Source organism: Pseudomonas sp. N2-3-1-14 (assembly GCF_041228395.1).
GTDB lineage: Bacteria > Pseudomonadota > Gammaproteobacteria > Pseudomonadales > Pseudomonadaceae > Aquipseudomonas.
Window position 1 is genome coordinate 3,970,493 of sequence record NZ_CP166199.1, and the last position, 25,775, is coordinate 3,996,267.

Consider the following 25,775-nt stretch of genomic DNA (forward strand, 5'->3'; position numbering starts at 1 on the left):
TTGCTCACCCAACGCTGAGCGCAGGGTGGCCGGAGTACCTCGTAAACAACATGACATCACGGGTCCGGCCAGCCGCCACTGCACTCAATAACCGTGCCGACCTGCCACCTTGAACCCGCACCGCTTATATAACGTGCTGATGTTAATCAGCTTTCCGATTGCGCCTTCGGAACGTGCCGCATCACTCAGGCTAAATAATGCGAAGTTGCCGAACTGTCAGGACTCAATCTGGTGCAACACAATTATTTTTATTTCCTGTCGCCGTCAAGTGGCATGTCTCAAGCGTCTGATTTGCAATAAGAAATGTTGCTCACATTGAGAACCTGTCAAGTGCGTCAAAATGGTGAACGGCCGCCACATTTTGGTGAATTTATATTTTTATCCTTATAAATCAATTGCTTAAGTACGATATAAGCTTATAAAAAATCTTCTTGCTCATTCGAAAAACTCGGGCTAGTTTCTATTCCTGTCACCGATGACAGGATTTAATTGATCATCGGCAAGCAGCATTACAACACTTAGAACTGGCACAAGCCGGTCAAGCCTGTGAGGAACTCGACATGTCGCTGTTGATCCGTGGCGCCACCGTTATTACCCATGATGAAAGTTACCGCGCCGATGTGTTTTGCGCAGGCGGTCTAATTCGCGCTATTGGCACGGATCTGGATATTCCCGCCGGCACTGAAATACTCGATGGCAGTGGCCAATACTTGATGCCCGGCGGCATCGATCCGCATACGCACATGCAATTGCCCTTCATGGGCACCGTGGCCAGTGAAGACTTTTTCAGTGGCACCGCGGCAGGTCTGGCGGGCGGCACCACCTCGATCATCGACTTTGTGATTCCCAACCCGCAGCAATCCTTGATGGAAGCTTTCCACCAGTGGCGCGGCTGGGCGCAAAAGTCTGCCTCCGACTACGGCTTTCACGTGGCGATCACCTGGTGGAGCGAGCAGGTGCGCGAGGAAATGGCCGAGTTGGTCAGCCACCATGGCATCAACAGCTTCAAGCATTTCATGGCCTACAAGAACGCGATCATGGCGGCTGATGACACCCTGGTCGCCAGCTTTGAGCGCTGCCTGGAACTCGGCGCAGTGCCGACGGTGCACGCAGAAAACGGTGAGCTGGTGTATCACCTGCAACGCAAGCTGATGGCCCAGGGCATCACCGGGCCGGAAGCGCACCCGCTGTCGCGCCCGTCCCAGGTCGAAGGCGAGGCCGCCAGCCGCGCGATTCGTATCGCCGAAACCATCGGCACGCCGCTGTACCTGGTGCACGTATCGACCAAGGAGGCGCTGGATGAAATCACCTACGCCCGTGGCAAGGGCCAGGCGGTGTACGGCGAAGTGCTCGCCGGCCACCTGCTGCTCGACGACAGCGTTTACCAACACCCTGACTGGCAAACCGCCGCCGGCTACGTGATGAGCCCGCCCTTCCGCCCGCGCGGGCATCAAGAGGCGCTGTGGCACGGCCTGCAATCGGGCAACCTGCACACCACCGCCACCGACCATTGCTGCTTCTGCGCCGAGCAAAAAGCCGCCGGCCGCGACGATTTCAGCAAAATCCCCAACGGCACTGCCGGTATCGAAGACCGCATGGCGTTGCTGTGGCACGAAGGCGTCAACACTGGGCGCCTGTCGATGCAAGAGTTTGTCGCGCTGACCTCCACCAACACCGCGAAAATCTTCAATCTTTACCCACGCAAAGGTGCGATTCGCGTGGGTGCCGATGCTGACTTGGTGCTGTGGGACCCCGAGGGTACACGGACGATTTCGGCCAAGACCCACCATCAGAAAGTCGACTTCAACATCTTCGAAGGCAAGACCGTACGCGGCGTGCCGAGCCACACCATCAGCCAGGGCAAGCTGGTCTGGGCCGATGGCGACCTGCGCGCCGAACGCGGCGCCGGGCGGTATGTAGAACGCCCGGCGTATCCGTCGGTGTTTGAGCAGTTGAGCAAGCGGGCGGAGCATTCCAGGCCTGTAGCTGTGAAACGCTGATACCGCCAATCGCGGGCAAGCCCGCTTCCACATTTGATCGGGTTCACACAATCCAACTGTGGGAGCTGGCTTGCCTGCAATGAGGCCTGTCCAAGCGACAAAAAAATCAATGCCCGCCAGAGGCAAAAAACCGTGAGGCCAATACCGTGATCCAGACCCTGACCCACCTCCCCCATCCCCATGAAGATGGGCCGACACTCGCCAGCCATTTCACCGACCTGGCGCCGCCCCTCAATGCCCGCCAGGCTGCACTTGAAGCCTCGCGCTGCCTGTATTGCTACGACGCGCCGTGCGTCAATGCGTGCCCCAGCGAGATCGACATCCCGTCGTTCATCCGCAATATCCACACTGAAAACGTCCAGGGCGCCGCGCAGAAGATTCTTTCGGCCAACATCCTCGGCGGCAGTTGCGCACGGGTTTGCCCCACCGAAATTCTGTGCCAGCAAGCCTGCGTGCGTAACAACGCCGAAGAATGCGCGCCGGTGCTGATCGGCCTGTTGCAACGCTACGCCATCGACAACGCGCACTTCAGCGAACACCCCTTCCAGCGCGCCGCCCCGACCGGCAAGCGCATCGCCGTGGTCGGCGCCGGGCCTGCGGGGTTGGCCTGTGCCCATCGCGCCGCCCTGCACGGCCATGATGTGGTGATTTTTGAAGCGCGGGAAAAGGCCGGTGGCCTGAATGAATACGGGATCGCCAAGTACAAACTGGTGGATGACTTTGCCCAGAAGGAGCTGGATTTCCTGCTCGAGATTGGCGGCATCGAAATCCGCCACGGCCAGCGCCTGGGTGACAACCTGACCTTGAGCGAACTGCACCAGCAATTCGACTCCGTGTTTCTTGGCCTCGGCCTCGCCGCCAGCAAACAGCTCGGCCTGCCACACGAGGACGCTCCGGGCCTGCTTGCCGCCACCGACTACATCCGCGAACTGCGCCAGGCCGATGACCTTAGCCAACTGCCGCTGGCCGACCGCTGCATCGTGCTTGGCGCGGGCAACACCGCCATCGACATGGCCGTACAAATGGCCCGCCTCGGCGCCCGCGATGTGAACCTGGTGTACCGCCGTGGCTTGGCGGACATGGGCGCCACCCACCATGAGCAGGACATCGCCAAGGCCAATCAGGTGCGCCTGCTGACCTGGGCCCAACCCGAAGAAGTGTTGCTGGATGATCAAGGCCACGTGCGCGGCATGCGCTTCGCTCGCACACGCATGGACAACGGCCGCTTGCACCCTACCGGCGAGACCTTCGAACTGGCTGCCGATGCGATTTTCAAAGCCATCGGTCAGGGCTTCGACAATGAGGCATTGCACGATCCGCTGGCCCAGCAACTGCACCGCGTGGGCGAACGCATCTTTGTTGACGAACACCTGCGCACCAGCATTCCCGGGGTGTACGCCGGCGGCGATTGCGTCAGCCTCGGCCAGGACCTCACCGTGCAGGCGGTACAACACGGCAAGCTGGCGGCTGAAGCCATGCACGCCCAACTCATGCTGAATGTGGAGGCTGCGTAATGGCCGATCTCTCGATTGTGTTCGCCGGTATCAAAGCCCCCAACCCGTTCTGGCTGGCCTCCGCACCGCCCACCGACAAGGCCTACAACGTGGTCCGCGCCTTTGAAGCCGGCTGGGGCGGCGTGGTCTGGAAAACCCTCGGTGAAGACCCGGCGGCGGTCAACGTGTCGTCACGCTATTCCGCGCATTACGGCGCCAACCGTGAGGTATTGGGCATCAACAATATCGAGTTGATCACCGACCGCTCGCTGGAGATCAACCTGCGCGAAATCACCCAGGTGAAAAAGGACTGGCCGGACCGCGCGCTGATTGTGTCGCTGATGGTGCCCTGTGTTGAAGAATCCTGGAAAAACATCCTGCCGCTGGTGGAAGCCACCGGCTGCGACGGCATCGAGCTGAACTTCGGTTGCCCCCACGGCATGCCCGAACGGGGCATGGGCGCAGCGGTCGGCCAGGTGCCGGAGTACGTGGAACAGGTGACGCGCTGGTGCAAGACGTATTGCTCGCTGCCGGTGATCGTCAAGCTCACGCCAAATATCACCGACATCCGCGTGGCGGCGCGTGCGGCGTATCGCGGCGGTGCGGACGCGGTGTCGCTGATCAACACCATCAACTCCATCACCAGTGTCGACCTTGAGCGCATGGTCGCCCTGCCGGTGGTCGGCACCCAAAGTACCCATGGCGGGTATTGCGGCTCGGCCGTCAAGCCGATCGCGTTGAACATGGTCGCGGAAATCGCCCGCGACCCGCAGACCCAAGGCCTGCCAATTTGCGGGATTGGCGGCATCAGCAACTGGCGCGACGCGGCGGAATTCGTCGCGCTGGGTTGCGGCGCGGTGCAGGTGTGCACGGCGGCCATGTTGCATGGGTTTCGGATTGTGGAAGAGATGAAGGACGGGCTGTCGCGGTGGATGGACAGCCAAGGCTACAAAAGCCTGCAGGAATTTTCCGGGCGCGCGGTGGGCAATACCACCGATTGGAAGTACCTGGATATCAATTATCAGGTGATCGCCAAGATTGACCAGGAAGCCTGCATTGGCTGTGGGCGTTGCCACATTGCCTGTGAGGACACGTCGCACCAGGCTATCGCGAGCTTGAAGCAAGTGGATGGCACGCATAAATACGAGGTGATCGATGATGAGTGCGTAGGCTGCAATCTGTGCCAGATCACCTGCCCGGTGGCCGATTGCATCGAGATGGTGCCGATGGACACGGGCAAGCCGTTTTTGAATTGGACGCAGGACCCACGTAATCCGTATCGGGAGGCGGTGTAGTCCTGCAGACCGCTATCGCAGGCAAGCCAGCTCCCACATTTGATCGGTGAACACATTCAAGTGTGGGAGCTGGGTTGCCTGCGATAGGGCCTTCAGCCCTCACACAAGCTCAAGGCTCCAACCCAACTGGACCGCCTTACAGCCCACTGCATTCCTTCAGGCAAAATGCGGTCAACTGTGGGAGCTGGCTTGCCTGCGATAGGGCCTTCAGCCTTCACACAAGGCTTAAGGCTCCAACCCAATGCCGCGCAAAATCACCGCGGTCACCGTCTGAATCGCCTTCTCGAACTGCATGTCCGACAACGGCTGGTGATCATTCAGAATCTTCACCTGATGGTCAAAGTCGGCATAGTGCTGGGTCGATGCCCAGATCATGTACAGCAGGCTCGACGGCTCCACCGGCAGGATGCGTTTGTCCTCCACCCACTGGCGAATTTTCGCTTCTTTCATCTTGGCCCAGTCGTACAGGCTTTCGTCCAGCGCCTCACCGAGCGTCGGCGCGCCGTGGATGATTTCGTTGGCCCAGACTTTCGAGCCATACGGCCGCGTACGCGAGCGCTGCATCTTGGCGCGGATGTAGCTGCTGAGCACCACCCGCGGGTCATCGAAGGTTTCAAAGCTCAGGGCATCCTGCTTCCACACCTCCAGCAGGTCGAACAGCACCGCGCTGTACAGTTCGCTTTTGGTGGTGAAGTAGTAATGCAGGTTGGAGCGTGGCAGTTGCACTTCTTCAGCGATGTCAGCCATGGCGGTGCTGCCGTAGCCTTTTTCAGCGAAGATTTTCTCCGCCGCCAGCAGGATTTTTTCGACGTTGACCCGCCGAATTCCGATCTTGTGATTGCCCATAAGGGCTCCCCGACAACAACATGGCCTCAAGACTACCATCGGCTCTAGATCGCGGCGACAAGGCATAATGAAACTTCTTACGCGAACCTTTCCCCTGCAAAACGGATTGGTTAGGATCGCGATCCCCATGAAGGATCATTGCCATGACTATCCGACCTCGCGTGGCCGCCGACGACCCTGTGCTGGGAGCACTGTGGGAACGCTCGGTGCGGGCCACCCATGACTTCCTCCCCGAGGATGACATCCAGCGTTTACTGCCGCTGGTACGCGACGCTTACCTGCCAATGCCGGCCCTCGATGTTTGGGTCTATGAAGACCAGAACGGCATCGCCGGTTTTATCGGCACCGGCGGGCACAATGTAGAAATGCTGTTTATCGACCCCGATCGCCGTGGCCAGGGCATCGGCCGCCAATTGCTCGACCACGCCCGCGCGCGCCACGACACGCTGACGGTGGATGTAAACGAACAAAACCCGCAGGCCGTGGGCTTCTACCTGCACTACGGTTTCATCCAGGTCGCGCGCTCGCCGCTGGATGGCGAAGGCAAACCCTTTCCCTTGCTGCACATGGCCTTACCGACTCTCTAAACCTGAAGGTATTGAACAATGTTGATCAAGAAAACCCTGACCACAATCGCCCTGCTCGCCTCCTTGCTGGGCGCTTCGGCGGCCTTTGCCCATGCCCACCTCAAGAGTTCGACACCGGCGGCTGACAGCTCCGTCGCCGCGCCCGCTGACCTGCGCCTGACCTTCACCGAAGGCGTCGAAGCGACGTTCACCAAAGTGTCCCTGAGCAAGGACGGCACCGAAGTCGCGATCAAAGGCCTGGAAACCCCGGACGCCGACAAGAAAGTCCTGGTGGTCACGCCGGCGGCACCGCTGGCCGCCGGTACCTACAAAGTGGAATGGCACGCCGTGTCCGTGGACACCCACAAGAGTGAAGGCAGTTACAGCTTCAAGGTCGGCCAATAACCCATGGCGACCCTGCTGGTGCTGTGCCGCTTCCTGCATTTCATCGTCGTGCTGTTGATGTTCGGGGCCTGTGTGTTCAGGCCCTGGCTGTTGGGCGCTGAACCGCAGCCGGCGCTGGACCGGCAACTGCTGCGCATCACCCGCGCGCTGGCCTGGCTGGGGCTGGGCTCTGGCGTGGCCTGGCTGCTGCTGATCACCGCCAGCATGGCCGGCAGCTGGGACGCGGCCTTGCAACCGGCCACCGTGCAGTTGGTGCTGGGCAAAACCTTTTTCGGCCAGGTGTGGGTCTGGCATCTGTTGCTGAACCTGCTACTGGTGATCGCGCTGATCAAACCCTGGCCAGCCCTGCGCCTGCCATTGACTGCGCTGCTGTTGGCAACGCTGGCGCCGGTCGGCCATGGCGCCATGCTTAATGGCTTGAGCGGGCAATTGCTGATCCTCAACCAGGTGGTGCACCTGGTGTGCGTCGGCGCCTGGCTCGGTGGGCTGCTCGTGCTGGTGCTGATCTTCAGGCAGCCGCAGGGCTATGCGCTGCAGCCGATTCTCAAACGCTTCAGCGGCGTGGGTTACGGCCTGGTCGCCGGGTTGCTGGTGACGGGCTTGATCAACGTGCGCGTACTGACCGGGCAACTGTGGCCCACGCCGCTGTTCAACGGGTTCGCGCTGATTCTGTTGATCAAAGTGCTGCTGGTGCTGGGCATGTTGGCGCTGGCGTTGCTGAACCGGTTGCGCATTGAGCGCTGCGAAGAACGCCAAGGCAGTTTGAAGGCCAGCGTCATGCTCGAATGGTTACTGGGTGTTTCAGCTGTAGCCGCCGTTTCGCTGCTGGGCACACTGCCGCCGATGGTCATGGCCAACTGAACATCGCTTTTGAAATGCAATCCCTGTGGGCGCTGGCTTGCCTGCCATGGCATCCACTCGGTGTACCTGATACACCGAGGTGTTTGCATCTCAGGCAAGCCAGCGCCCACATTGACCGTGCCCGCTTTTGATCGGCACACGCGACGTCATCGTACAACTTCCGCTTGACACCCCACGGAAACCCCGTAAATATCCCGCCCAATGTTGTACGACGACGTATAACAAATAATAAAAACAACAAAAGAAAAAGGGAGCTTCTCTGTGAGTCAATTCGCCCGCAATTCCTCCTCGCGTATCGGCCTTATCGGTCTCGGCAGCCTGGCGTTCACCCTGCCCCTCAGCGCACATGCCGATGGTTTTCTCGAAGACGCCAAAGCCTCGCTGAACCTGCGCAACGCCTACTTCAACCGCAACTTCACCAACCCCACTTACCCGCAAGCCAAGGCCGAGGAATGGACGCAAAACTTCATCCTCGATGCCAAATCCGGCTTCACCCAGGGCACCGTGGGCTTTGGGCTCGACGTGCTGGGCCTGTATTCGCAAAAGCTCGATGGCGGCAAAGGCACGGGGGGCACTCAGTTGCTGCCGATCCACAGCGACGGCCGGCCGGCTGACAATTTCGGCCGTCTGGGCGTGGCCCTGAAAACCAAACTGTCGAAGACCGAACTGAAAGTCGGCGAATGGATGCCGGTGCTGCCGATCCTGCGTTCGGACGACGGCCGCTCGCTGCCTCAGACCTTTCGCGGCGGTCAGGTCACGTCCAATGAAATTGCCGGCTTGACGCTCTACGGCGGGCAGTTTCGCGGTAACAGCCCCCGTAATGACGCGAGCATGGAAGACATGTTCATGAACGGTAAGGCCGCGTTCACCTCCGACCGTTTTAACTTTGGCGGCGGCGAGTACAGCTTCAACGACAAGCGCACTCAGGTGGGCGTCTGGTATGCCGAACTGACGGATATCTACCAGCAACAGTATTTCAACCTGACCCACAGCCAGCCGGTAGGCAACTGGACCCTGGGCGCCAACCTCGGTTATTTCACCGGCAAGGAAGACGGCAGCGCCCTGGCCGGCGACCTCGACAACAAGACCATGTCCGCCCTGCTCTCGGCCCGCTACAACGGCAACACGTTTTATGTCGGCCTGCAAAAGCTCACCGGTGACAGCCTGTGGATGCGGGTCAACGGCACCAGCGGCGGCACGCTCGCCAACGACAGTTACAACGCCAGCTACGATAACGCCAAGGAAAAATCCTGGCAGGTGCGCCATGACTTCAACTTTGTGGTGCTCGGCATTCCGGGGCTGACCATGATGAACCGCTATATCAGCGGCAGTAACGTACACACCGGAGCGATCACCGACGGCAAGGAATGGGGGCGCGAATCGGAACTGGCCTACACCGTGCAGAGCGGCGCACTGAGGGACTTGAACGTGCGGTGGAGGAACTCGACCCTGCGTCGGGACTTCAGCAACAATGAATTTGATGAGAATCGGATTTTTATCAGCTATCCGATTTCGCTGCTGTAATGCGGTGAATGTGGGAGCTGGTTTGCCTGCGATAGCGGTGTACCAGCAAAACATCTGTCAACTGACAGACTGCTATCGCAGGCAAGCCAGCTCCCACGTTTGATCGCACTCGTCAGCAAGGGCGTTGACAAGCCAGGGACGACCTAACGATACTTTCGGCAAGTCATACGACAACCTACAACAACAATGGAACCCTCATGACCACCTCTACCACCACGCCTGTTCCATTCAACCGCCTGTTGCTCACCGGTGCTGCCGGCGGCCTGGGCAAAGTCTTGCGCGAACGCCTGCGCCCTTACGCCCAAGTCCTGCGCCTGTCGGACATCGCCAACATGGCGCCGGCGGCCGATGCATCCGAAGAAGTGCAACCCTGCGACCTTGCCGATAAACAAGCCGTGCACCACCTGGTGGAAGGCGTCGACGCCATCCTGCACTTCGGGGGCGTTTCAGTGGAGCGCTCGTTCGAAGAAGTCCTCGGCGCCAATATCAGCGGCGTGTTCCACATCTACGAAGCCGCTCGCCGCCACGGTGTGAAGCGTGTGATCTTCGCCAGCTCCAACCACGTGATCGGCTTCTACAAGCAAGGCGAAACCCTCGACGCCCGCTCGCCTCGCCGCCCGGACAGTTACTACGGTTTGTCCAAGTCCTATGGCGAAGACATGGCGAGTTTCTACTTCGACCGCTACGGCATCGAGACCGTGAGCATCCGCATCGGCTCCTCGTTCCCCGAACCGCAAAACCGCCGGATGATGCACACCTGGCTGAGCTTCGATGACCTCACTCAGTTGCTCGAACGCGCGCTGTACACGCCGAACGTCGGTCACACGGTGGTCTACGGCATGTCGGATAACCTCGATACCTGGTGGGACAACCGCTACGCCGCACACTTGGGTTTCACCCCCAAGGACAGCTCCGAAGTGTTCCGCGCGCAAGTCGAAACCCAGCCACCGGTCGCCGCCGATGACCCGGCCAAGGTCTATCAGGGCGGCGCCTTCTGCGCGGCGGGGCCGTTCGGTGACTGACTGCACACCCAAGGGAATGAGTTGCCATGACTGCTGAACTGATTGTTGACGCCCGCAATGCCGTGGGCGAATGCCCGGTGTGGGTGCCTGAGGAAAACGCGCTGTACTGGGTGGACATCCCCAACGGCGGCCTGCAGCGCTGGAGCGCTGCCAGCGGCCACAGTGCCGCCTGGAAAGCCCCGCAGATGCTCGCCTGCATTGCGCGCACCACGGCGGGCAACTGGGTCGCCGGGATGGAAACCGGGTTTTTCCAACTCACGCCACACAATGACGGCAGCCTGGACACCACCGCGCTGGCGAGTGTCGAGCACCCGCGCCCCGACATGCGCCTCAACGACGGCCGCTGTGACCGCCAGGGTCGCTTCTGGGCCGGCAGCATGGTGTTGAACATGGGCCTGAATGCGCCCCAGGGCACGCTCTACCGCTATGCCTGCGGTGCCGCGCCGCATGCCCAGTTGGACGGGTTTATCACCCTCAACGGCCTGGCATTCAGCCCGGACGGCCGCACGATGTATGCCTCGGACTCACACCCGCTGGTGCAGCAGATCTGGGCCTTCGATTACGACACCGAAACCGGCACGCCCTCCAATCGTCGCGTGTTTGTCGACATGCAGCAGTTTCTCGGTCGCCCCGACGGCGCGGCCGTCGACGCCGACGGCTGCTACTGGATCTGCGCCAACGACGCGGGGCTGATTCATCGCTTTACCCCCGACGGTCGCCTGGACCGTTCCCTCACCGTGCCGGTGAAAAAACCCACCATGTGCGCCTTTGGCGGCAGCCGCCTGGACACCTTGTTTGTCACCTCGATCCGTGATGACCAGAGTGAACAGTCGCTGTCCGGCGGCGTATTCGCCCTCAACCCCGGCGTCCAAGGACTGCCCGAACCGCGCTTCACCCTCTAGCTGCATTGCTGTGCCTTGAATACAAAAATAACAACACAGGAGTGACATTCCATGGACTTCAAACGCACCTTGCTCGCCGCCACACTCGTTGCCCTCAGCAGCGCCGCCCACGCGCTGGAAATCAAGTTCGCCGACATCCATCCCGCCGGCTACCCCACCGTCGTCGCTGAAGAGAACATGGGTAAAGCCCTGACTAAGCAAAGCAACGGCGAACTGACCTTCAAGTACTTCCCAGGCGGTGTCCTGGGCTCTGAAAAAGAAGTCGTCGAACAGGCCCAGGTCGGCGCAATCCAGATGACCCGGGTCAGCCTCGGCATCGTCGGCCCGGTGGTGCCGGACGTGAACGTGTTCAACCTGCCGTTCGTGTTCCGCGACCAGGCGCACATGCGCAAGGTCATTGATGGCCCGATCGGCGACGAGATCCTCGCCAAGATCACCGACTCCGAATTCGGCTTGGTAGCCTTGGCCTGGATGGACGGCGGCACGCGCAATATCTACACCAAGAAACCGGTGCGTTCGATCGCAGACCTCAAGGGCATGAAGATTCGCGTGCAAGGCAACCCGCTGTTTATCGACGCCTTCAATGAAATGGGCGCCAACGGCATTGCCATGGACACCGGCGAGATCTTCAGCGCATTGCAGACCGGCGTGATTGACGGCGCGGAAAACAACCCGCCAACCCTGCTGGAGCACAACCACTTCCAGAACGCCAAGTTCTACACCCTCACCGAACACCTGATCCTGCCCGAACCCATCGTGATGTCGAAAATCACCTGGAACAAACTCACCCCCGCGCAACAGGACATGGTGAAAAACGCCGCCAAGGTTGCCCAGGCCGATGAGCGCGTGCTGTGGGACGCCAAGTCCGCCAGCAGCGAAACCAAGCTCAAGGCCGCCGGCGTCGAGTTCATCACCGTCGACAAAAAGCCCTTCTATGAGGCCACCGCGCCCGTTCGCGCGAAGTACGGCGCAGCTTACGCCGACATCATCGAGCGCATCGACGCCGTCGAGTAAGCCCCCTCCTCCTCTTAGCTAGGCCCGGCGCGGTCCGCACTGACGTGCCCGGTTACGGTGAACGCCATGAAGAATCGACTGCTGCGCTTCAACGACCGCCTCTACATGACCTGCATCTGGGTCGCCGGCCTCTCGGTATTAGGCGTCGCGCTGATCATCCCCTGGGGCATTTTCGCCCGCTACATTCTCGGCACAGGCGCAAGCTGGCCAGAGCCCAGCGCCATCCTGCTGATGCTGGTGTTTACCTTTATCGGCGCCGCCGCCAGCTACCGCGCCGGGGCGCATATGTCGGTGGCCATGATCACCGACCGCCTGCCGCCGCGCCAACGCCAACTCGTCGGCATCCTCTCGCAACTGTTGATGGCGACCATCTGCCTGTTCATGACGATTTGGGGCAGCAAGCTGTGCCTGTCCACCTGGAACCAGTTCATGAGCGCCATCCCTACCCTGCGCGTGGGCATCACCTATATGCCGATCCCGATTGGCGGCTTGCTGACCCTGGTGTTCGTGCTGGAAAAACTCCTGCTCGGCGACCAGAGCCACCGGCGCGTGGTGCGCTTTGACCTGGTTGAAGAAAGCGAAGGGGCTGCCTGACATGGACGCATTGATTCTGTTGGGCAGCTTTATCGCGTTGATCCTGATCGGCATGCCGGTCGCTTACGCCTTGGGGCTGTCGGCGCTGATCGGCGCGTGGTGGATCGACATTCCGTTTCAGGCCTTGATGATTCAGGTGGCCGGCGGGGTGAACAAGTTTTCGCTGATGGCGATTCCGTTCTTCGTGCTCGCCGGGGCGATCATGGCCGAAGGCGGCATGTCGCGCCGGCTGGTGGCGTTTGCCGGCGTGCTGGTGGGCTTTGTGCGCGGCGGCCTGTCGTTGGTCAACATCATGGCCTCGACGTTTTTCGGCGCCATTTCCGGCTCATCAGTGGCAGACACCGCCTCGGTCGGCTCGGTGCTGATTCCGGAAATGGAACGGCGCGGCTACCCCAGGGAGTTCGCCACGGCAGTGACCATCAGCGGCTCGGTGCAGGCGCTGCTGACCCCGCCCAGCCACAACTCGGTGCTCTATTCCCTGGCGGCCGGCGGCACGGTGTCGATCGCTTCGCTGTTCATGGCCGGCGTGGTCCCGGGCCTGCTGATGAGCGCGTGCCTGATGGTGCTGTGCCTGATCTTCGCGAAGAAACGCGACTACCCCAAAGGTGAAGTCATCCCGCTGAAGCAGGCGCTGAAAATCTGCGCCGACGCGCTGTGGGGCCTGATGGCGATGGTGATCATTCTTGGCGGCATCCTCTCGGGCATTTTCACCGCCACCGAGTCCGCCGCGATTGCCGTGCTGTGGGCGTTTTTCGTGACCATGTTCATTTACCGCGACTACAAATGGCGCGAGCTGCCCAAGCTGATGCACCGCACGGTGCGCACCATCTCCATCGTGATGATCCTGATCGCCTTCGCCGCCAGCTTCGGCTACATCATGACCCTGATGCAGATCCCGGCGAAGATCACCACGATGTTCCTGACCCTGTCGGACAACCGCTACGTGATCCTGATGTGCATCAACATGATGCTGCTGTTGCTCGGCACCGTGATGGACATGGCGCCGCTGATCCTCATCCTCACGCCCATCCTGCTGCCGGTGATTCTGGGCATCGGCGTCGACCCGGTGCACTTCGGCATGATCATGCTGGTGAACCTGGGCATCGGCCTGATTACCCCGCCAGTGGGCGCGGTGCTGTTTGTCGGCGCGGCGGTGGGCAAGGTCAGTATCGAGAAAACCGTGAAGGCCCTGCTGCCGTTTTATGGCGTGCTGTTTCTGGTGCTGATGGCCGTCACCTACATCCCGGCGCTGTCGCTGTGGCTGCCGGGCCTGGTGCTGTAACCCTTTCTCCGAGGCCGAGGTGGTCAACTGTGGGCGCAGGCTTGCCAGCGTCCACAAATCACCTCTGTGTTGGTTCATTCATGCGGCGAGATACCCATGCCTTCAGACTTGATCGAGCTCAGCGACCCACTCACCCACCTCACCCTGGCCCCGGCCCTGGGCGGCAGCATCGTCAATTGGACGGTGCGCGCCACCGGGCAGCCGTTGTTGCGACACAGTGACGAGCACGCGGTAAATACCGGTTTACCCGGCAAGTTGGGGTGCTACCCGTTGGCGCCCTGGTCCAACCGGATCGCCCAAGGCGGTTTCGATAACCCCGACGGCTGGCTGGCACTCACAGCCAACAGCCTGACCGATCCGTTGCCGATTCATGGTTCGGCCTGGCAACAGGCGTGGCACGTGGTCAGTCAGGCGGCGGATGAAGTGGTGCTGGCGCTGCGGTGCGACACACCATTCGCTTATCGCGCCGAACAGCGCTTTGCCTTGCGCGACGGTGAGCTGAGCATTGGGTTGCGCGTAACGCATCTGGCCGAACAGGCGGCGTGGCATGGCTTGGGCTTGCACCCTTACTTGCCGCGCACGCCGGGCACGCGGTTGCAGGCCAAGGCTGGGCAGGTGTGGATGAGCGATGCCTCAAAGCTGCCCACAGGATTGGCGCCGGTGCCGCAGGACTGGGATTTCAGCACATTGAACACCCTGCCCGAAGGCCTGGTGGACAATGGGTTCTGCCAGTGGGACGGCCATTGCCGGATCGAGCAGCCGGCCTTGGGCTATACCCTGGAATGCCGGGCCACCGGGGCGGATTACTTCCTGCTGTATTGCCCGCCGGGGTTGGCATTTTTTTGCATTGAGCCGGTGAGCCATCCGGTGAATGCGCATCACCTGCCCGGCAGGCCGGGGCTGAGGTTATTGGAGCAAGGCCAGTCGACCCAACTCGACTTCACCCTCACATACAGTGCCCATGGGGACGCGGGCTTGCTCGCGAAAGCGGTGGGTCGGTAACCACACGCTTTTCTGGCGCTGCGCTTTTGCGAGCGCGGCCGCGTCCACAGGGTGACCTGTGCTGTGTCAGGGCGGGGTGTCTTTCAGGCGCCCCGCCGTGTCGATACTCACCACCACCGATAACCCCGGACGCAGGCGCTCGCTCTCGGCCTGACCCGGGTCAACGGTGATCCGCACCGGCACGCGCTGGGCGATCTTCACAAAGTTGCCAGTGGCGTTGTCCGCCTGCAACAGGCTGAATTCCGAGCCGGTCGCCGGGGAAATATGCTGCACCGTGCCGTGAAACTTGCGGTGGTTCAGCGCATCCACCGTGAAGGTTACCGGCTGGCCCACCCGCACATTGTCCATCTGGGTTTCTTTCATGTTGGCGATCACCCACAGCTGGGGCGGCACCAATGCCATCAACTGCGCACCGGAGTTGACGAAGGCGCCCAGGCGTACGCCGATCTGCCCGAGCTGGCCGTCACGCGGCGCGAGGATGCGGGTGTTGGACAGGTCGATGCGCGCCAGCTCCACTGCGGCGTCGGCACTCGCCACGGCGGCCTCCAGTGAACCGCGGTTGACGATCACGGTTTGCAGGTCCTGCCGGGCGATTTCCAGGCTGGCCTGGGCCTGGGCCACGGCGGCGATGGTCTGGGCATTGGCGGCGCGCGTCACGTCCAGTTCACGCTTGGACACCGAGCCATCGCTGATCAGCTCTTCGTTACGACGCAAGTCAGCGGTGCTTTTACGCGCCTGGGCCTGGCTGTCGACCAGCGCGGCCTGGCGCAGCTTGATGGTGGCTTCGGCGCTGTTGCGTTGCTGCACCACGTTGGCCAACGAGGCTTTCTGCACCGCCAGTTGCGCCAGCGCCTGGTCGAGGCGCTGCTTGTAGATGCGATCATCCAGGCGCACCAGCAGGTCGCCGGCCTTGACGAACTGGAAGTCCTGCACCGGCACTTCATACACATAGCCGCTCAGTTGCGGGCCGATAATCGTCACCTGGCCGCGCACCAGTGCGTTTTCAGTGCTCTCTACGGCGCTGCTGAAGGGCGGCAATTGCCAGGCATACAGCACGATCAGCACGCCGACGATGGCAATCGCGGCAAAGCCCAACGATGAGATGATGCGCACCCGCAGTGAGCGTGGCTCAGTTGCGGTTGCTCCCGGTGGAGCAGTGCCTTCCGGGGTGGAGGCGATGGCGTTGGTGGTGGTCGTGGTTGTTTCGGTCATGAAGTAACGCCGCTGGGTTGAACGGGAGGGGCTGCTGCCTTGGTGGTGCTCATCAGCCACAGACTGCGGATGAAGATCCAGAGCATGGTGAGAATCGCGATGATCGCAATCAACATGAACACATCGTTGTAGGCCATCACATTCGCCTCACGCGTGGCCGCCGTGGCCAGGCTGCGAATGCCCATCAGGTTGCGCAATTGCGGGTCGGCGATGACACCGCCATACGCCGAACCGCCGCTCTGCACCCGCGCAGCCACACGCGGGTCCAGTAAGGTCAGGTGTTCGACGATCATGCTGGAGTGATACTTCTCGCGCACGATCTGGAAAGTGCCCAGCAACGCTGCGCCTATCAGGCCGCCAAGGTTCTGGCAGATGCCGAACATCACCGAAAAACTCACCAGGTTGCGCGGGTTGGTCAGCACGTTGCGCGTGCCCAGTACCATGGTCGGCCCCAGAAAGAAGGTGCCGCCAAAGCCTAGCAGGAACTGGCTGATATACAGGTTCTGTGGACGGGTCAGGTTGCTTGAGAAGCTGTCCATCACCGAGCCGGTGGCCATCAGCGCCAGGGAGATGATCAAGGGCATCAACAGGTGCGCCGGGTTGATCGTCAGCGCACTGACCACTAGGCCGGCAATCGCCCCGGCCAGCATCACCACGTACAGCGTGTGCATCTGCTGGTAGCTCATGTTCAACATTTGCATAAAGCCCACGGCGCCAGTGGATTGCTCCGACAACACCATGCGAATCAATACCACGGCCAGGGCCAGGCGAATCATCACCCCACTGCCCAGCCAACGGGTCATCAGCAACGGATTGGTGCGGTTATGCTCGATGGCCAGGCCGGCCATGATCAGCACCAGGGAACAGGCCGACGCCACGCCGATCCACGGGGCTTCCAGCCACCAGTCGATACGCCCCAGCGACAGCACCGCGCACAGCAGCGCCACGCCGGTGGCGAGGATGCCGAAGGTGAGGAAGTCGAGTTTTTCAAAGGTCTTGAAGCGATCGCCCGGCGGCAGTTTGAGCAGGAAGACGCAACCCAGGCAGATCAGCGCCATGCCCAATTCGAACAGGTACAGCCCGCGCCACTCGGCAATTTGCAGCAGGTCTTCAGAGAACAACCGCGCCAGCGGCAGTGCCAGCTGCGCGGTGCCCAGGCCGAGCACCAGGGCTTTCATGCGCCACTTGGCCGGGAACGCCTGGATCATGTAGTACAAACCCAGCGAACTCAGCGCCGCGCCCACCATACCGTGGGCCGCCCGCACCGCGATGGCGGAGCTGAGGTCGTTGACGAACAAGTGGCCAAAGGTGACCAGCGCATACAGCACCAGAAACACCTCGGTAAACGCGCGCAGGCCGAACTGCTGGCGAAACTTCACCAGCAGCAGGTTCATGCACACGTTGGTCATCACATAGGCGGCGGGCAGCCAGGCCATTTCGGCGGTGGTCGCGCCCAAGGCGCCTTGCAGGTATTGCAGGTTGGCGATCACCAGCGCGTTGCCCAACCCACCAGTGATTGCCACCAGCACGCCGACCATCGCGAACAGCCAACGCTTGGGCGTGGAGTGCAGCGGCGTCGACGGCGAGCCGGGCAGGCTCGGTCGCTCGTGGGGCTGCCAGGTGTGGGGGGTGTATTTGTCCATTCGGTGGCCTTGATAAGCCGACGTGCAAGGTCGGTGAATCCATTACTCAGGGAGTAGTAAACCTGAGAGACGTGCATCTTGCCATGTCAGGGCAGCAATTGAACGCTTGAACGGGCACGCTCAAAAACGGTGGGAAGCAGGCTTGTCGTGGCGAGCGGGCTTGTCGTGGCGAGCGGGCTTGCCCCGCGTAGGGGCGCGAAGCGGCCCTTGATGCTGACGACGCGATTCTTTTGAGAACTGGGGTGACTTTCTGGGGCTGCTGCGCAGCCCAACGCGGGGCAAGCCCGCTCGCCACGCAGGATTGTGGCGTCTCTGGACAGTTTCAACTTCAGGTCAGAGCGCGGCCTTGAGCAGCATGCCGGCGGCCACTACCACACACAGGCTGGCAAAGCCGACTTGCAGGGTGCGCGCCTTGATCACCGAACACAGGCGCCGCCCAATCAGCATGCCCACGATGCTCGCGCCGATAAACCCCCAGCCCACAGGCTCGATGCTCACCCCGGCATGAAACGCACCCGCGACGCCAATCAACGAGATCAGGCTGATCACCATCAACGAGGTGGCGACGATGCCGCGCATTTGCACATCGGTGAGCTGCTTGAACGCCGGCACGATCAGAAAGCCGCCACCCACGCCAAGCAAACCCGACACGGCACCGGTCACCGCACCCAGCGCGGCCAACGTGGCGCTGCACTTGGCCGTCCAGGCCAAGCGCCCGGTCTGCTGATCAAGCATGCAGTTCTTCTGGCCCCACGACGCGGCGCCATGGTCACTTGGCCCGGCCTCGACCTTTTCGCGCTGCAACATGCGCCAGGCCACCAGCACCATCAATGCGCTGAACAGCCCCATCAGCACGGGCTCCGGCAGTTGATGGGCGAAAAATACACCCAGGGGCGAAAACACTGCGCCGAGCAACGCGATCAATAAGGCCGCGCGGTAACGCACCAGACCATGGCGCAAGCCGTCGATTGCGCCGACCGCCGCCGCCGCGCCCACCGCGAGCAATGACACCGGCGCCGCCTGGGTCATCGTCAAGCCCAACCCCAATACCAGCGCCGGCACCCCAAGGATGCCGCCGCCCGCGCCCGTGAGGCCCATGACCAGGCCCATCAACATGCCCAACACGCTTGCCAGCAGCATTTAATCCACCTTGCTCAGACGGGTCAGCCACTCGCGGCCCTTGAGCATGCCGTTCCAGTAGAACCACGGCAGCAGCGTGGCCTTGAGAAACCACATCGAACGGCGCGCCCGGGTCGGGTCCAGTGGGAAGGTCGGCAGCAGCTTGCCGCCGTAGCCGAACTCGGCCAGCACCACCTTGCCCTTCTCCACCGTCAGTGGGCAGGAACCATAGCCGTCGTACTTGAGCGGCAGCGGCGCCTGTTTGCGCAGGGCCAGCAGGTTTTCAGCGACCACCACGATCTGCTTGCGCACAGCGGCGGCGGTCTTGGCATTGGTAGTGCCGCACACATCGCCCAGGCCAAAGACGTGTGGGTAACGCAGGTGTTGCAGGCTGTGGGGGTTCACTTCGCACCAGCCGCCGGCGTCGGCCAGCGGGCTTTGGCGGATAAAGTCCGGGGAGACTTGCGGCGGGACCACGTGCAGCAGGTCGAAGGATTTCTCTTCAACCGTGAGCGTGCCCGCCGCGTCTTTCACCTCAAACCAGGCCTTGCGCGCCGGGCCATCGACCTTGACCAGGTTGGAATTGAACGCCAGGCGCGCATGGTATTTTTCGACGTATTTCATCAACGGCGGCACAAAGGTCGCGACGCCAAACAGCGCGGCGCCCGCGAGATCGAATTCGACGTCGATGTTTTTCAGGTGGCCTTGTTTAAGCCAGTGATCGCAAGACAGATACATCGCCTTTTGCGGCGCCCCTGCGCATTTGATCGGCATGGCCGGCTGGGTAAAGATCGCCTTGCCGCCCTTGAGCTGTTGCACCAGCTGCCAGGTGTAGGCGGCGTGCTCGTAGCTGTAATTGGAGGTCACGCCGTTTTGGCCCAAGGTGTCTTGCAGGCCTTCGACCTTTTCCCAGGCCAGGCGCAGGCCGGGGCACACGATCAGGTTGTTCCAGGTGACGCGCTGGCCGCTGTCGAGCACCAGGGTCTGCGCCTCGGGCAGCAGTTCGGTGACCGCGGCCTGCACCCAGGTGACGCCATTGGGCAGTACGTCGGCGAGTGGGCGCCGGGTCTTTTTGACGTCGTAGGCGCCGCCGCCGACCAGGGTCCAGGCCGGCTGGTAGCAGTGATATTCGCTCGGTTCGATCAGGGTGATGTTCAGGTGCGGGTCACGTTTGAGCAGGCTGGCCAGCAGGCCGATGCCCGCTGAACCGCCGCCGATGACTACGATATCGCCACTGATGGTAGGGCCACAGTGTTGGTCATTCATGGTCAATCGCCTTTCTTTTACATGCACACAAGGGTCGCTGCCGGATGGCGTCACGCCCAGCTTTTCATGACCGCGCCGCAGTACAGCCCGGACAGGGTTTTCATCACTTGAATCACTTCATGGCTGGCCAGCCCGTAGAAAATGTATTTGCCTTCCCGACGGGTGGCGACCAACCCTTCGTCACGCAGGATGCCCAATTGTTGAGACAGCGTGGGCTGGCGCACGCCGGTCAGCGCTTCCAGTTCACCCACGTTGCGCTCGCCCTGGGTCAACTGGCACAGGATCAACAAACGGTCCTCGTTGGCCAACGCCTTGAGCAAGGAGCAGGCCTTGGACGCCGATGCGCGCAACTGGGCGACTTCGCCCTCACTCAGAGTAGATTCCATTTGCTTCGGGTCCTTTACGTCACTTAAGCTCAAAACATTATGTGTAAACGTAAACTGATTGTAACGACTTTTTTCTTCCTCAACAGGGACAGCCGCCATGCCAGCGTTGATTCACGCTTTTCTGGACGAGGCATCGTCGACCTTCACCTACGTCATCTATGAAGCGGACGGCGGCCCATGTGCCATCGTCGACTCGGTGCTCAATTACGACCCGGCCTCCGGGCGTACCGACACGGCCCAGGCCGACAAAGTCATCGCGTTTGTGCGTGAGCACGGCCTGCAGGTGCAATGGCTGCTGGAAACCCATGCGCATGCCGATCACCTGTCTGCCGCGCCGTACCTGCGCCGTACGCTGGGCGGCAAGATCGCCATTGGTCAGTCGATCAGCAAGGTCCAGGATGTGTTCAAGAACTTGTTCAACCTGGAACCGGAATTTCGCGTCGATGGCTCGCAGTTCGACCATTTGTTTGCGCCGGATGAGGTCTTTCATATCGGCAACCTGAAAGCGCAGGCGCTGCATGTGCCCGGGCATACCCCGGCGGACATGGCCTACCTGATAGACGACCGCTTGATTCTGGTGGGTGACACGCTGTTCATGCCCGATGTGGGTACGGCGCGCTGCGATTTCCCGGGTGGCGATGCGCGGCAGTTGTATGGGTCGATGCGCAAGCTCTTGGCATTTGCACCTGAAACCCAGTTGTACGTCTGTCATGACTACCCGCCTGAGGGGCGGCAGGCGAAATGCCTGACTACGGTGGCCGAGCAGCGCGCGGGCAATATTCATGTGCATGACGGGGTGGATGAGGCGGCGTTTGTAGCGATGCGTACGAAACGTGATGCGGGGTTGGGCATGCCGACGTTGTTGCTGCCGGCGATCCAGGTGAATGTGCGGGCGGGGCATATGCCGCCGGCCGAAGAGAATGGGGTGGTTTATCTGAAGATCCCACTCAACCAACTGTAAGGACGCCGAACCCCCTGTGGGAGCTGGCTTGCCTGCGATGGCGGTATTTCTGACACACATTTGTCAGCTGACCCACCGCTATCGCAGGCAAGCCAGCTCCCACACTTTTACAGCGGCGTGGCTGAGGTTATGTGCCCAGGCTGATGCCGTTGGCCGGCAGGGGCAGCGCGGTCTTGTAGCGCACTTGCTTGAGCGCAAAGCTTGAGCGGATATTCGCGACGCCGGGCACTTTGGTCAGAAAGTCCATCATGAAGCGCTCCAGCGACTGGATCGTCGGCACCAGCACGCGGATCAGGTAGTCCGGGTCGCCGGCCATCAGGTAACACTCCATCACTTCCGGGCGGTCCGAGATCGCGCCTTCGAACTGCTGCAGCGCCAGCTCGTTCTGCTTTTCCAGGCTCACATGAATAAACACGTTGACGTGCAGCCCAAGCAAATCGGCATCCAGCAGCGTGACCTGGTCACGAATCAACCCCAGCTCTTCCATCGCCTTGACCCGGTTGAAACACGGTGTGGGTGACAGGTTGACCGAGCGGGCCAGGTCGGCGTTCGTGATGCGCGCGTTCTCCTGCAGGGCATTGAGAATGCCGATATCGGTACGGTCCAGTTTGCGCATGAGACAAAATCACCTGTTTATTATGTTTATGCAGTTTTTTTATCCGCAAATGATCACGAGCGCAACGAAACAGAGATAAATATTCTTCTACGCCAAGCCTATGATTGTTGTAGGACAAGATTTCTCCTACCCGGAGACGGACTGTCAGCTAGCGCGCCCACTACAAGAAATTCACAAGATAGAGCGTAGAAAGCCATGACCCAGCAGTACGAACCACTGCGTCTGCACGTGCCCGAACCCTCGGGCCGCCCAGGCTGCAAGACCGACTTTACCTACCTGCGTCTGACCGACGCCGGCCTGGTGCGCAAACCCGCCATCGACGTAGAACCCGCCGACACCGCCGACCTGGCCAAGGGCCTGATTCGCGTACTCGACGACCAGGGCCAGGCCCTTGGCCCGTGGGCCGAAGGCATTCCCGTCGAGATCCTGCGCAAAGGCATGCGCGCCATGCTCAAGACGCGGATCTTCGACAACCGCATGGTGGTCGCCCAGCGCCAGAAAAAAATGTCGTTCTACATGCAAAGCCTTGGCGAAGAAGCCATCGGCAGCGCTCAGGCCCTGGCCTTGAACATCGACGACATGTGCTTCCCCACCTATCGCCAGCAAAGCATCCTGATGGCGCGCGAAGTGCCGCTGGTGGACCTGATCTGCCAACTGCTGTCCAACGAGCGCGACCCGCTCAAGGGCCGCCAGTTGCCCATCATGTACTCGGTCAAGGACGCAGGCTTTTTCACTATTTCCGGCAACCTCGCCACCCAATTCGTACAAGGTGTGGGCTGGGGCATGGCCTCGGCGATCAAGGGCGACACCAAAATTGCCTCGGCCTGGATCGGCGACGGCGCCACCGCCGAATCCGACTTCCACACCGCCCTCACCTTTGCCCACGTCTACCGTGCGCCGGTGATTCTCAACGTGGTCAACAACCAGTGGGCCATCTCCACCTTCCAGGCCATCGCTGGCGGTGAAGCCACCACCTTCGCCGGACGCGGCGTCGGTTGCGGTATCGCCTCCCTGCGCGTGGACGGCAACGACTTTATCGCGGTGTACGCCGCCTCTGCCTGGGCGGCCGAGCGTGCGCGCCGCAACCTGGGGCCAACGCTGATCGAGTGGGTCACCTACCGCGCCGGCCCGCACTCGACCTCCGATGATCCGTCCAAATACCGTCCCGCCGACGACTGGAGCCACTTCCCGCTGGGCGACCCGATTGCCCGCCTCAAACAGCACTTGATCAAGATTGGCCAGTGGTCCGAAGAGGAACACGCGGCGGTCAGTGCCGAACTTGAGGCCGAAGTGGTCAAGGCGCAAAAAGAAGCCGAACAGTACGGCACCCTGGCCGGTGGCCAGATTCCAAGCGCCGCGACCATGTTCGAAGACGTTTATAAAGAGATGCCGGAGCACTTGAAGCGCCAGCGTCAAGAGTTGGGGATCTGACCATGAACGATCACAACAACAGTATCGAAGTGGAAACCGCCATGACCACCACCACCATGACCATGATCCAGGCCTTGCGCTCGGCCATGGATGTGATGCTTGAGCGTGACGATAACGTGGTGGTGTTCGGCCAGGACGTCGGTTACTTCGGCGGCGTGTTCCGCTGCACCGAAGGTCTGCAGAACAAGTACGGCAGTTCGCGGGTATTCGACGCGCCGATCTCCGAAAGCGGCATCGTCGGTGTGGCGGTGGGCATGGGGGCCTACGGGCTGCGCCCGGTGGCAGAAATCCAGTTCGCCGACTACGTCTACCCCGCGACCGACCAGATCATCTCCGAAGCTGCACGCCTGCGTTATCGCTCGGCCGGCCAGTTCACTGCGCCGCTGACCATGCGCATGCCCTGCGGCGGTGGCATCTATGGCGGCCAGACCCACAGCCAAAGTATCGAAGCGGTGTTCACCCAGGTCTGCGGCCTGCGCACGGTGATGCCGTCCAACCCGTATGACGCCAAAGGCCTGCTGATTGCCTCAATCGAAAACGACGACCCGGTGATCTTCCTTGAGCCCAAACGCCTGTACAACGGCCCGTTCGACGGCCACCACGACCGCCCGGTAACCCCGTGGTCGAAACACCCGCAAGCGCAAGTCCCGGACGGTTACTACACCGTGCCACTGGACGTGGCCGCCATCGTGCGTCCAGGCTCGGCCGTCACCGTGCTGACCTACGGCACCACCGTGTATGTGTCGCAAGTGGCTGCCGAAGAAACCGGCATCGATGCTGAGGTTATCGACCTGCGCAGCCTGTGGCCGCTGGATTTGGAAACCATCGTCAAGTCGGTGAAAAAGACCGGCCGTTGCGTGGTGGTGCACGAAGCCACCCGCACCTGCGGTTTTGGTGCCGAGCTGGTGTCGCTGGTGCAAGAGCATTGCTTCCATCACCTGGAAGCGCCGATCGAACGCGTCACCGGCTGGGACACCCCCTACCCGCACGCGCAGGAGTGGGCGTATTTCCCAGGGCCGTCCCGCGTGGGCGCGGCGTTGAAACGGGTCATGGAGGTCTGAATGGGCACGCACGTTATCAAGATGCCGGACATTGGCGAAGGCATCGCAGAAGTTGAACTGTCGGTATGGCACGTGAAAGTCGGCGACCTGGTGGTTGAAGACCAGGTGCTGGCGGATGTGATGACCGATAAGGCGATGGTGGACATTCCCTCGCCGGTGCACGGCAAGGTGATTTCCCTCGGCGGCGAGCCGGGTGAAGTCATGGCCGTGGGCAGTATCTTGATCAGCATTGAAGTGGAAGGCGCGGGTAACGCCAAGGATGTACCGGCGGTGGCTGCACCGGCAAACGCTGCACCTGCACCCGCACCTGCGCCGGTTGCTGAAGCCAAACCCGCGCCAGCGCCAAGCAAGCCTGCGCCCGTGGTTGCGGCTCAAGCACACGTGGCCCGTGAAGCTGACGAACGCCCATTGGCCTCGCCTGCCGTGCGCAAACATGCCCTGGATGCTGGCATCCAGCTACGCCTGGTACAGGGCTCTGGTCCGGCGGGCCGGATTCTGCACGAAGATTTGGAGGCTTTCTTGCTCCAGCGTCCGGCGCAAAATAAAGCCGTTGCCAACCCCTACGCCGAACGCACCGACGAAGAACAAATCCCGGTGATCGGCATGCGCCGCAAGATTGCTCAGCGCATGCAAGACGCCACCCGGCGCGCCGCGCATTTCAGCTATGTAGAAGAAATCGACGTCACCGCCCTCGACGAGTTGCGCGTGCACCTCAACGAGAAGCACGGTGCCACGCGCGGCAAGCTGACCCTGTTGCCGTTTATCGTGCGCGCCATGGTCGTGGCGTTGCGCGATTTTCCGCAGATCAACGCGCGGTATGACGACGAAGCCCAAGTCATCACCCGCCTTGGCGCGGTGCATGTGGGCGTCGCCACCCAGAGCGACGTCGGCCTGATGGTGCCAGTGGTGCGTCACGCCGAAGCGCGCAGCCTGTGGGGCAATGCCGAGGAAATCGCGCGTTTGGCCACCGCCGCACGCAATGGCAAGGCCAGTCGTGACGAGCTGTCGGGTTCGACGATCACCCTGACCAGCCTGGGCGCGCTGGGCGGTATCGTCAGCACGCCGGTGCTGAACCTGCCGGAAGTGGCCATCGTCGGCGTCAACCGCATCGTCGAGCGGCCGATGGTGATCAAGGGCCAGATCGTGATTCGCAAGATGATGAACCTCTCCAGCTCCTTTGATCACCGCGTGGTCGACGGCATGGACGCGGCGCAATTCATCCAGGCCATTCGCAGCCTGCTCGAACAACCCGCCAGCCTGTTTTTGGAGTAAGG

At 61.4% G+C, this 25,775-nt stretch carries 24 protein-coding genes; 17 read left to right on the forward strand and 7 right to left on the reverse strand.

The features are described 5' to 3' along the window. The first annotated feature begins 560 nt into the window (after positions 1-560). From hydA to preA, 3 genes are all read left to right on the forward strand, one after another. On the forward strand, positions 561-2,000 hold the full coding sequence (gene hydA / locus AB5I78_RS18170) for a dihydropyrimidinase (protein WP_369303034.1): 1,440 nt from the start codon (positions 561-563) through the stop codon (positions 1,998-2,000). 146 nt (positions 2,001-2,146) lie between these two features. After that, a complete protein-coding gene (locus AB5I78_RS18175; RefSeq protein WP_242199307.1) occupies positions 2,147-3,514 on the forward strand; it encodes an NAD(P)-dependent oxidoreductase in 1,368 nt (455 codons plus the stop codon). Further along, on the forward strand, positions 3,514-4,788 hold the full coding sequence (gene preA / locus AB5I78_RS18180) for an NAD-dependent dihydropyrimidine dehydrogenase subunit PreA (protein ID WP_369303035.1): 1,275 nt from the start codon (positions 3,514-3,516) through the stop codon (positions 4,786-4,788). Before AB5I78_RS18175 ends, preA begins: the two co-directional genes overlap by 1 nt. Positions 4,789-5,013: 225 nt before the next feature. On the opposite strand, the gene AB5I78_RS18185 is transcribed toward preA, so the two are convergent. Beyond that, entirely contained in the window at positions 5,014-5,634 is a 621-nt protein-coding gene (locus AB5I78_RS18185; protein WP_145163765.1) for a TetR/AcrR family transcriptional regulator, read from the reverse strand. 143 nt (positions 5,635-5,777) lie between these two features. On the opposite strand from AB5I78_RS18185, the gene AB5I78_RS18190 reads away from it, so the two are divergent. The 10 genes from AB5I78_RS18190 (at position 5,778) to AB5I78_RS18235 (ending at position 14,806) form a co-directional block, all read left to right on the forward strand. Beyond that, positions 5,778-6,221: a GNAT family N-acetyltransferase gene (locus tag AB5I78_RS18190; RefSeq protein ID WP_242199306.1), complete on the forward strand. Its 444-nt coding sequence runs from the start codon at positions 5,778-5,780 to the stop codon at positions 6,219-6,221. A gap of 18 nt (positions 6,222-6,239) precedes the next feature. Then, positions 6,240-6,605 carry a copper homeostasis periplasmic binding protein CopC gene (gene copC / locus AB5I78_RS18195; protein WP_369303036.1) on the forward strand — a complete coding sequence of 122 codons (366 nt, stop codon included), beginning with the start codon at positions 6,240-6,242 and terminating at the stop codon, positions 6,603-6,605. A 3-nt stretch (positions 6,606-6,608) separates the two neighbouring features. Next, complete coding sequence (gene copD / locus AB5I78_RS18200) at positions 6,609-7,466, forward strand: copper homeostasis membrane protein CopD (protein ID WP_369303037.1); 858 nt, start codon at positions 6,609-6,611, stop codon at positions 7,464-7,466. 261 nt (positions 7,467-7,727) lie between these two features. Then, positions 7,728-8,990 (forward strand): OprD family porin, encoded by a 1,263-nt coding sequence (locus AB5I78_RS18205; protein ID WP_369303038.1) that lies wholly within the window; start codon positions 7,728-7,730, stop codon positions 8,988-8,990. Between the two features lie 197 nt (positions 8,991-9,187). Further along, entirely contained in the window at positions 9,188-10,012 is an 825-nt protein-coding gene (locus AB5I78_RS18210; RefSeq protein WP_145163752.1) for an NAD(P)-dependent oxidoreductase, read from the forward strand. A gap of 26 nt (positions 10,013-10,038) precedes the next feature. Continuing rightward, positions 10,039-10,914: an SMP-30/gluconolactonase/LRE family protein gene (locus tag AB5I78_RS18215; RefSeq protein WP_145163750.1), complete on the forward strand. Its 876-nt coding sequence runs from the start codon at positions 10,039-10,041 to the stop codon at positions 10,912-10,914. Positions 10,915-10,965: 51 nt separating this feature from the next. Beyond that, positions 10,966-11,928, forward strand: coding sequence for a TRAP transporter substrate-binding protein (locus AB5I78_RS18220; protein WP_145163748.1), 963 nt, complete (start codon positions 10,966-10,968; stop codon positions 11,926-11,928). A 66-nt stretch (positions 11,929-11,994) separates the two neighbouring features. Next, entirely contained in the window at positions 11,995-12,522 is a 528-nt protein-coding gene (locus tag AB5I78_RS18225) for a TRAP transporter small permease (RefSeq protein WP_262206073.1), read from the forward strand. Position 12,523: 1 nt separating this feature from the next. After that, a complete protein-coding gene (locus AB5I78_RS18230; protein ID WP_145163744.1) occupies positions 12,524-13,804 on the forward strand; it encodes a TRAP transporter large permease in 1,281 nt (426 codons plus the stop codon). 96 nt (positions 13,805-13,900) lie between these two features. Continuing rightward, the gene (locus tag AB5I78_RS18235) at positions 13,901-14,806 is read left to right on the forward strand and encodes an aldose 1-epimerase (protein ID WP_369303039.1); all 906 of its coding nucleotides are present in this window, start codon (positions 13,901-13,903) and stop codon (positions 14,804-14,806) included. 66 nt (positions 14,807-14,872) lie between these two features. Here AB5I78_RS18235 and AB5I78_RS18240 read toward each other — a convergent pair whose 3' ends face one another. The 5 genes from AB5I78_RS18240 to AB5I78_RS18260 form a co-directional block, all read right to left on the reverse strand. Next, positions 14,873-16,018: an HlyD family secretion protein gene (locus AB5I78_RS18240; RefSeq protein WP_369303040.1), complete on the reverse strand. Its 1,146-nt coding sequence runs from the start codon at positions 16,016-16,018 to the stop codon at positions 14,873-14,875. Beyond that, the gene (locus AB5I78_RS18245; protein WP_145163740.1) at positions 16,015-17,661 is read right to left on the reverse strand and encodes an MFS transporter; all 1,647 of its coding nucleotides are present in this window, start codon (positions 17,659-17,661) and stop codon (positions 16,015-16,017) included. Before AB5I78_RS18245 ends, AB5I78_RS18240 begins: the two co-directional genes overlap by 4 nt. A 333-nt stretch (positions 17,662-17,994) precedes the next feature. Beyond that, entirely contained in the window at positions 17,995-18,801 is an 807-nt protein-coding gene (locus AB5I78_RS18250) for a sulfite exporter TauE/SafE family protein (RefSeq protein ID WP_369303041.1), read from the reverse strand. Next, complete coding sequence (locus AB5I78_RS18255) at positions 18,802-20,046, reverse strand: FAD-dependent oxidoreductase (protein WP_369303042.1); 1,245 nt, start codon at positions 20,044-20,046, stop codon at positions 18,802-18,804. Between the two features lie 50 nt (positions 20,047-20,096). Beyond that, the gene (locus AB5I78_RS18260) at positions 20,097-20,432 is read right to left on the reverse strand and encodes a helix-turn-helix transcriptional regulator (RefSeq protein ID WP_016974127.1); all 336 of its coding nucleotides are present in this window, start codon (positions 20,430-20,432) and stop codon (positions 20,097-20,099) included. A gap of 97 nt (positions 20,433-20,529) precedes the next feature. On the opposite strand from AB5I78_RS18260, the gene AB5I78_RS18265 reads away from it, so the two are divergent. Next, positions 20,530-21,393 carry an MBL fold metallo-hydrolase gene (locus tag AB5I78_RS18265; RefSeq protein WP_369303043.1) on the forward strand — a complete coding sequence of 288 codons (864 nt, stop codon included), beginning with the start codon at positions 20,530-20,532 and terminating at the stop codon, positions 21,391-21,393. Between the two features lie 127 nt (positions 21,394-21,520). On the opposite strand, the gene bkdR is transcribed toward AB5I78_RS18265, so the two are convergent. Continuing rightward, positions 21,521-22,009, reverse strand: a complete 489-nt coding sequence (bkdR, locus tag AB5I78_RS18270) for a Bkd operon transcriptional regulator BkdR (RefSeq protein ID WP_106578875.1) — start codon at positions 22,007-22,009, stop codon at positions 21,521-21,523. A gap of 195 nt (positions 22,010-22,204) precedes the next feature. Between bkdR and AB5I78_RS18275 the strand changes: the two genes are divergently transcribed. Genes AB5I78_RS18275 through AB5I78_RS18285 form a run of 3 tightly spaced genes read left to right on the forward strand, consistent with a single transcriptional unit; the run spans position 22,205 to position 25,773 of the window. Beyond that, entirely contained in the window at positions 22,205-23,440 is a 1,236-nt protein-coding gene (locus AB5I78_RS18275) for a 3-methyl-2-oxobutanoate dehydrogenase (2-methylpropanoyl-transferring) subunit alpha (RefSeq protein ID WP_369303044.1), read from the forward strand. A 2-nt stretch (positions 23,441-23,442) separates the two neighbouring features. Next, positions 23,443-24,501, forward strand: coding sequence for an alpha-ketoacid dehydrogenase subunit beta (locus AB5I78_RS18280; RefSeq protein ID WP_016974130.1), 1,059 nt, complete (start codon positions 23,443-23,445; stop codon positions 24,499-24,501). Beyond that, the gene (locus tag AB5I78_RS18285; protein ID WP_369303045.1) at positions 24,502-25,773 is read left to right on the forward strand and encodes a dihydrolipoamide acetyltransferase family protein; all 1,272 of its coding nucleotides are present in this window, start codon (positions 24,502-24,504) and stop codon (positions 25,771-25,773) included. It abuts the gene before it with no gap. Positions 25,774-25,775: the final 2 nt, after the last annotated feature.

Excerpts from the sequence above, each read along its gene's own strand:
- AB5I78_RS18190 (WP_242199306.1), top strand. The coding sequence starts at position 5,778 with ATGACTATCCGACCTCGCGTGGCCGCCGACGACCCTGTGCTGGGAGCA.
- AB5I78_RS18185 (WP_145163765.1), bottom strand. The coding sequence starts at position 5,634 with ATGGGCAATCACAAGATCGGAATTCGGCGGGTCAACGTCGAAAAAATC.
- AB5I78_RS18255 (WP_369303042.1), bottom strand. The coding sequence starts at position 20,046 with ATGAATGACCAACACTGTGGCCCTACCATCAGTGGCGATATCGTAGTC.
- AB5I78_RS18235 (WP_369303039.1), top strand. The coding sequence starts at position 13,901 with ATGCCTTCAGACTTGATCGAGCTCAGCGACCCACTCACCCACCTCACC.
- copD (WP_369303037.1), top strand. The coding sequence starts at position 6,609 with ATGGCGACCCTGCTGGTGCTGTGCCGCTTCCTGCATTTCATCGTCGTG.
- preA (WP_369303035.1), top strand. The coding sequence starts at position 3,514 with ATGGCCGATCTCTCGATTGTGTTCGCCGGTATCAAAGCCCCCAACCCG.
- bkdR (WP_106578875.1), bottom strand. The coding sequence starts at position 22,009 with ATGCGCAAACTGGACCGTACCGATATCGGCATTCTCAATGCCCTGCAG.
- hydA (WP_369303034.1), top strand. The coding sequence starts at position 561 with ATGTCGCTGTTGATCCGTGGCGCCACCGTTATTACCCATGATGAAAGT.
- AB5I78_RS18265 (WP_369303043.1), top strand. The coding sequence starts at position 20,530 with ATGCCAGCGTTGATTCACGCTTTTCTGGACGAGGCATCGTCGACCTTC.
- AB5I78_RS18250 (WP_369303041.1), bottom strand. The coding sequence starts at position 18,801 with ATGCTGCTGGCAAGCGTGTTGGGCATGTTGATGGGCCTGGTCATGGGC.
- AB5I78_RS18225 (WP_262206073.1), top strand. The coding sequence starts at position 11,995 with ATGAAGAATCGACTGCTGCGCTTCAACGACCGCCTCTACATGACCTGC.
- AB5I78_RS18245 (WP_145163740.1), bottom strand. The coding sequence starts at position 17,661 with ATGGACAAATACACCCCCCACACCTGGCAGCCCCACGAGCGACCGAGC.
- AB5I78_RS18220 (WP_145163748.1), top strand. The coding sequence starts at position 10,966 with ATGGACTTCAAACGCACCTTGCTCGCCGCCACACTCGTTGCCCTCAGC.
- AB5I78_RS18240 (WP_369303040.1), bottom strand. The coding sequence starts at position 16,018 with ATGACCGAAACAACCACGACCACCACCAACGCCATCGCCTCCACCCCG.
- AB5I78_RS18285 (WP_369303045.1), top strand. The coding sequence starts at position 24,502 with ATGGGCACGCACGTTATCAAGATGCCGGACATTGGCGAAGGCATCGCA.
- AB5I78_RS18260 (WP_016974127.1), bottom strand. The coding sequence starts at position 20,432 with ATGGAATCTACTCTGAGTGAGGGCGAAGTCGCCCAGTTGCGCGCATCG.
- AB5I78_RS18210 (WP_145163752.1), top strand. The coding sequence starts at position 9,188 with ATGACCACCTCTACCACCACGCCTGTTCCATTCAACCGCCTGTTGCTC.
- AB5I78_RS18230 (WP_145163744.1), top strand. The coding sequence starts at position 12,524 with ATGGACGCATTGATTCTGTTGGGCAGCTTTATCGCGTTGATCCTGATC.
- copC (WP_369303036.1), top strand. The coding sequence starts at position 6,240 with ATGTTGATCAAGAAAACCCTGACCACAATCGCCCTGCTCGCCTCCTTG.
- AB5I78_RS18275 (WP_369303044.1), top strand. The coding sequence starts at position 22,205 with ATGACCCAGCAGTACGAACCACTGCGTCTGCACGTGCCCGAACCCTCG.
- AB5I78_RS18280 (WP_016974130.1), top strand. The coding sequence starts at position 23,443 with ATGAACGATCACAACAACAGTATCGAAGTGGAAACCGCCATGACCACC.
- AB5I78_RS18215 (WP_145163750.1), top strand. The coding sequence starts at position 10,039 with ATGACTGCTGAACTGATTGTTGACGCCCGCAATGCCGTGGGCGAATGC.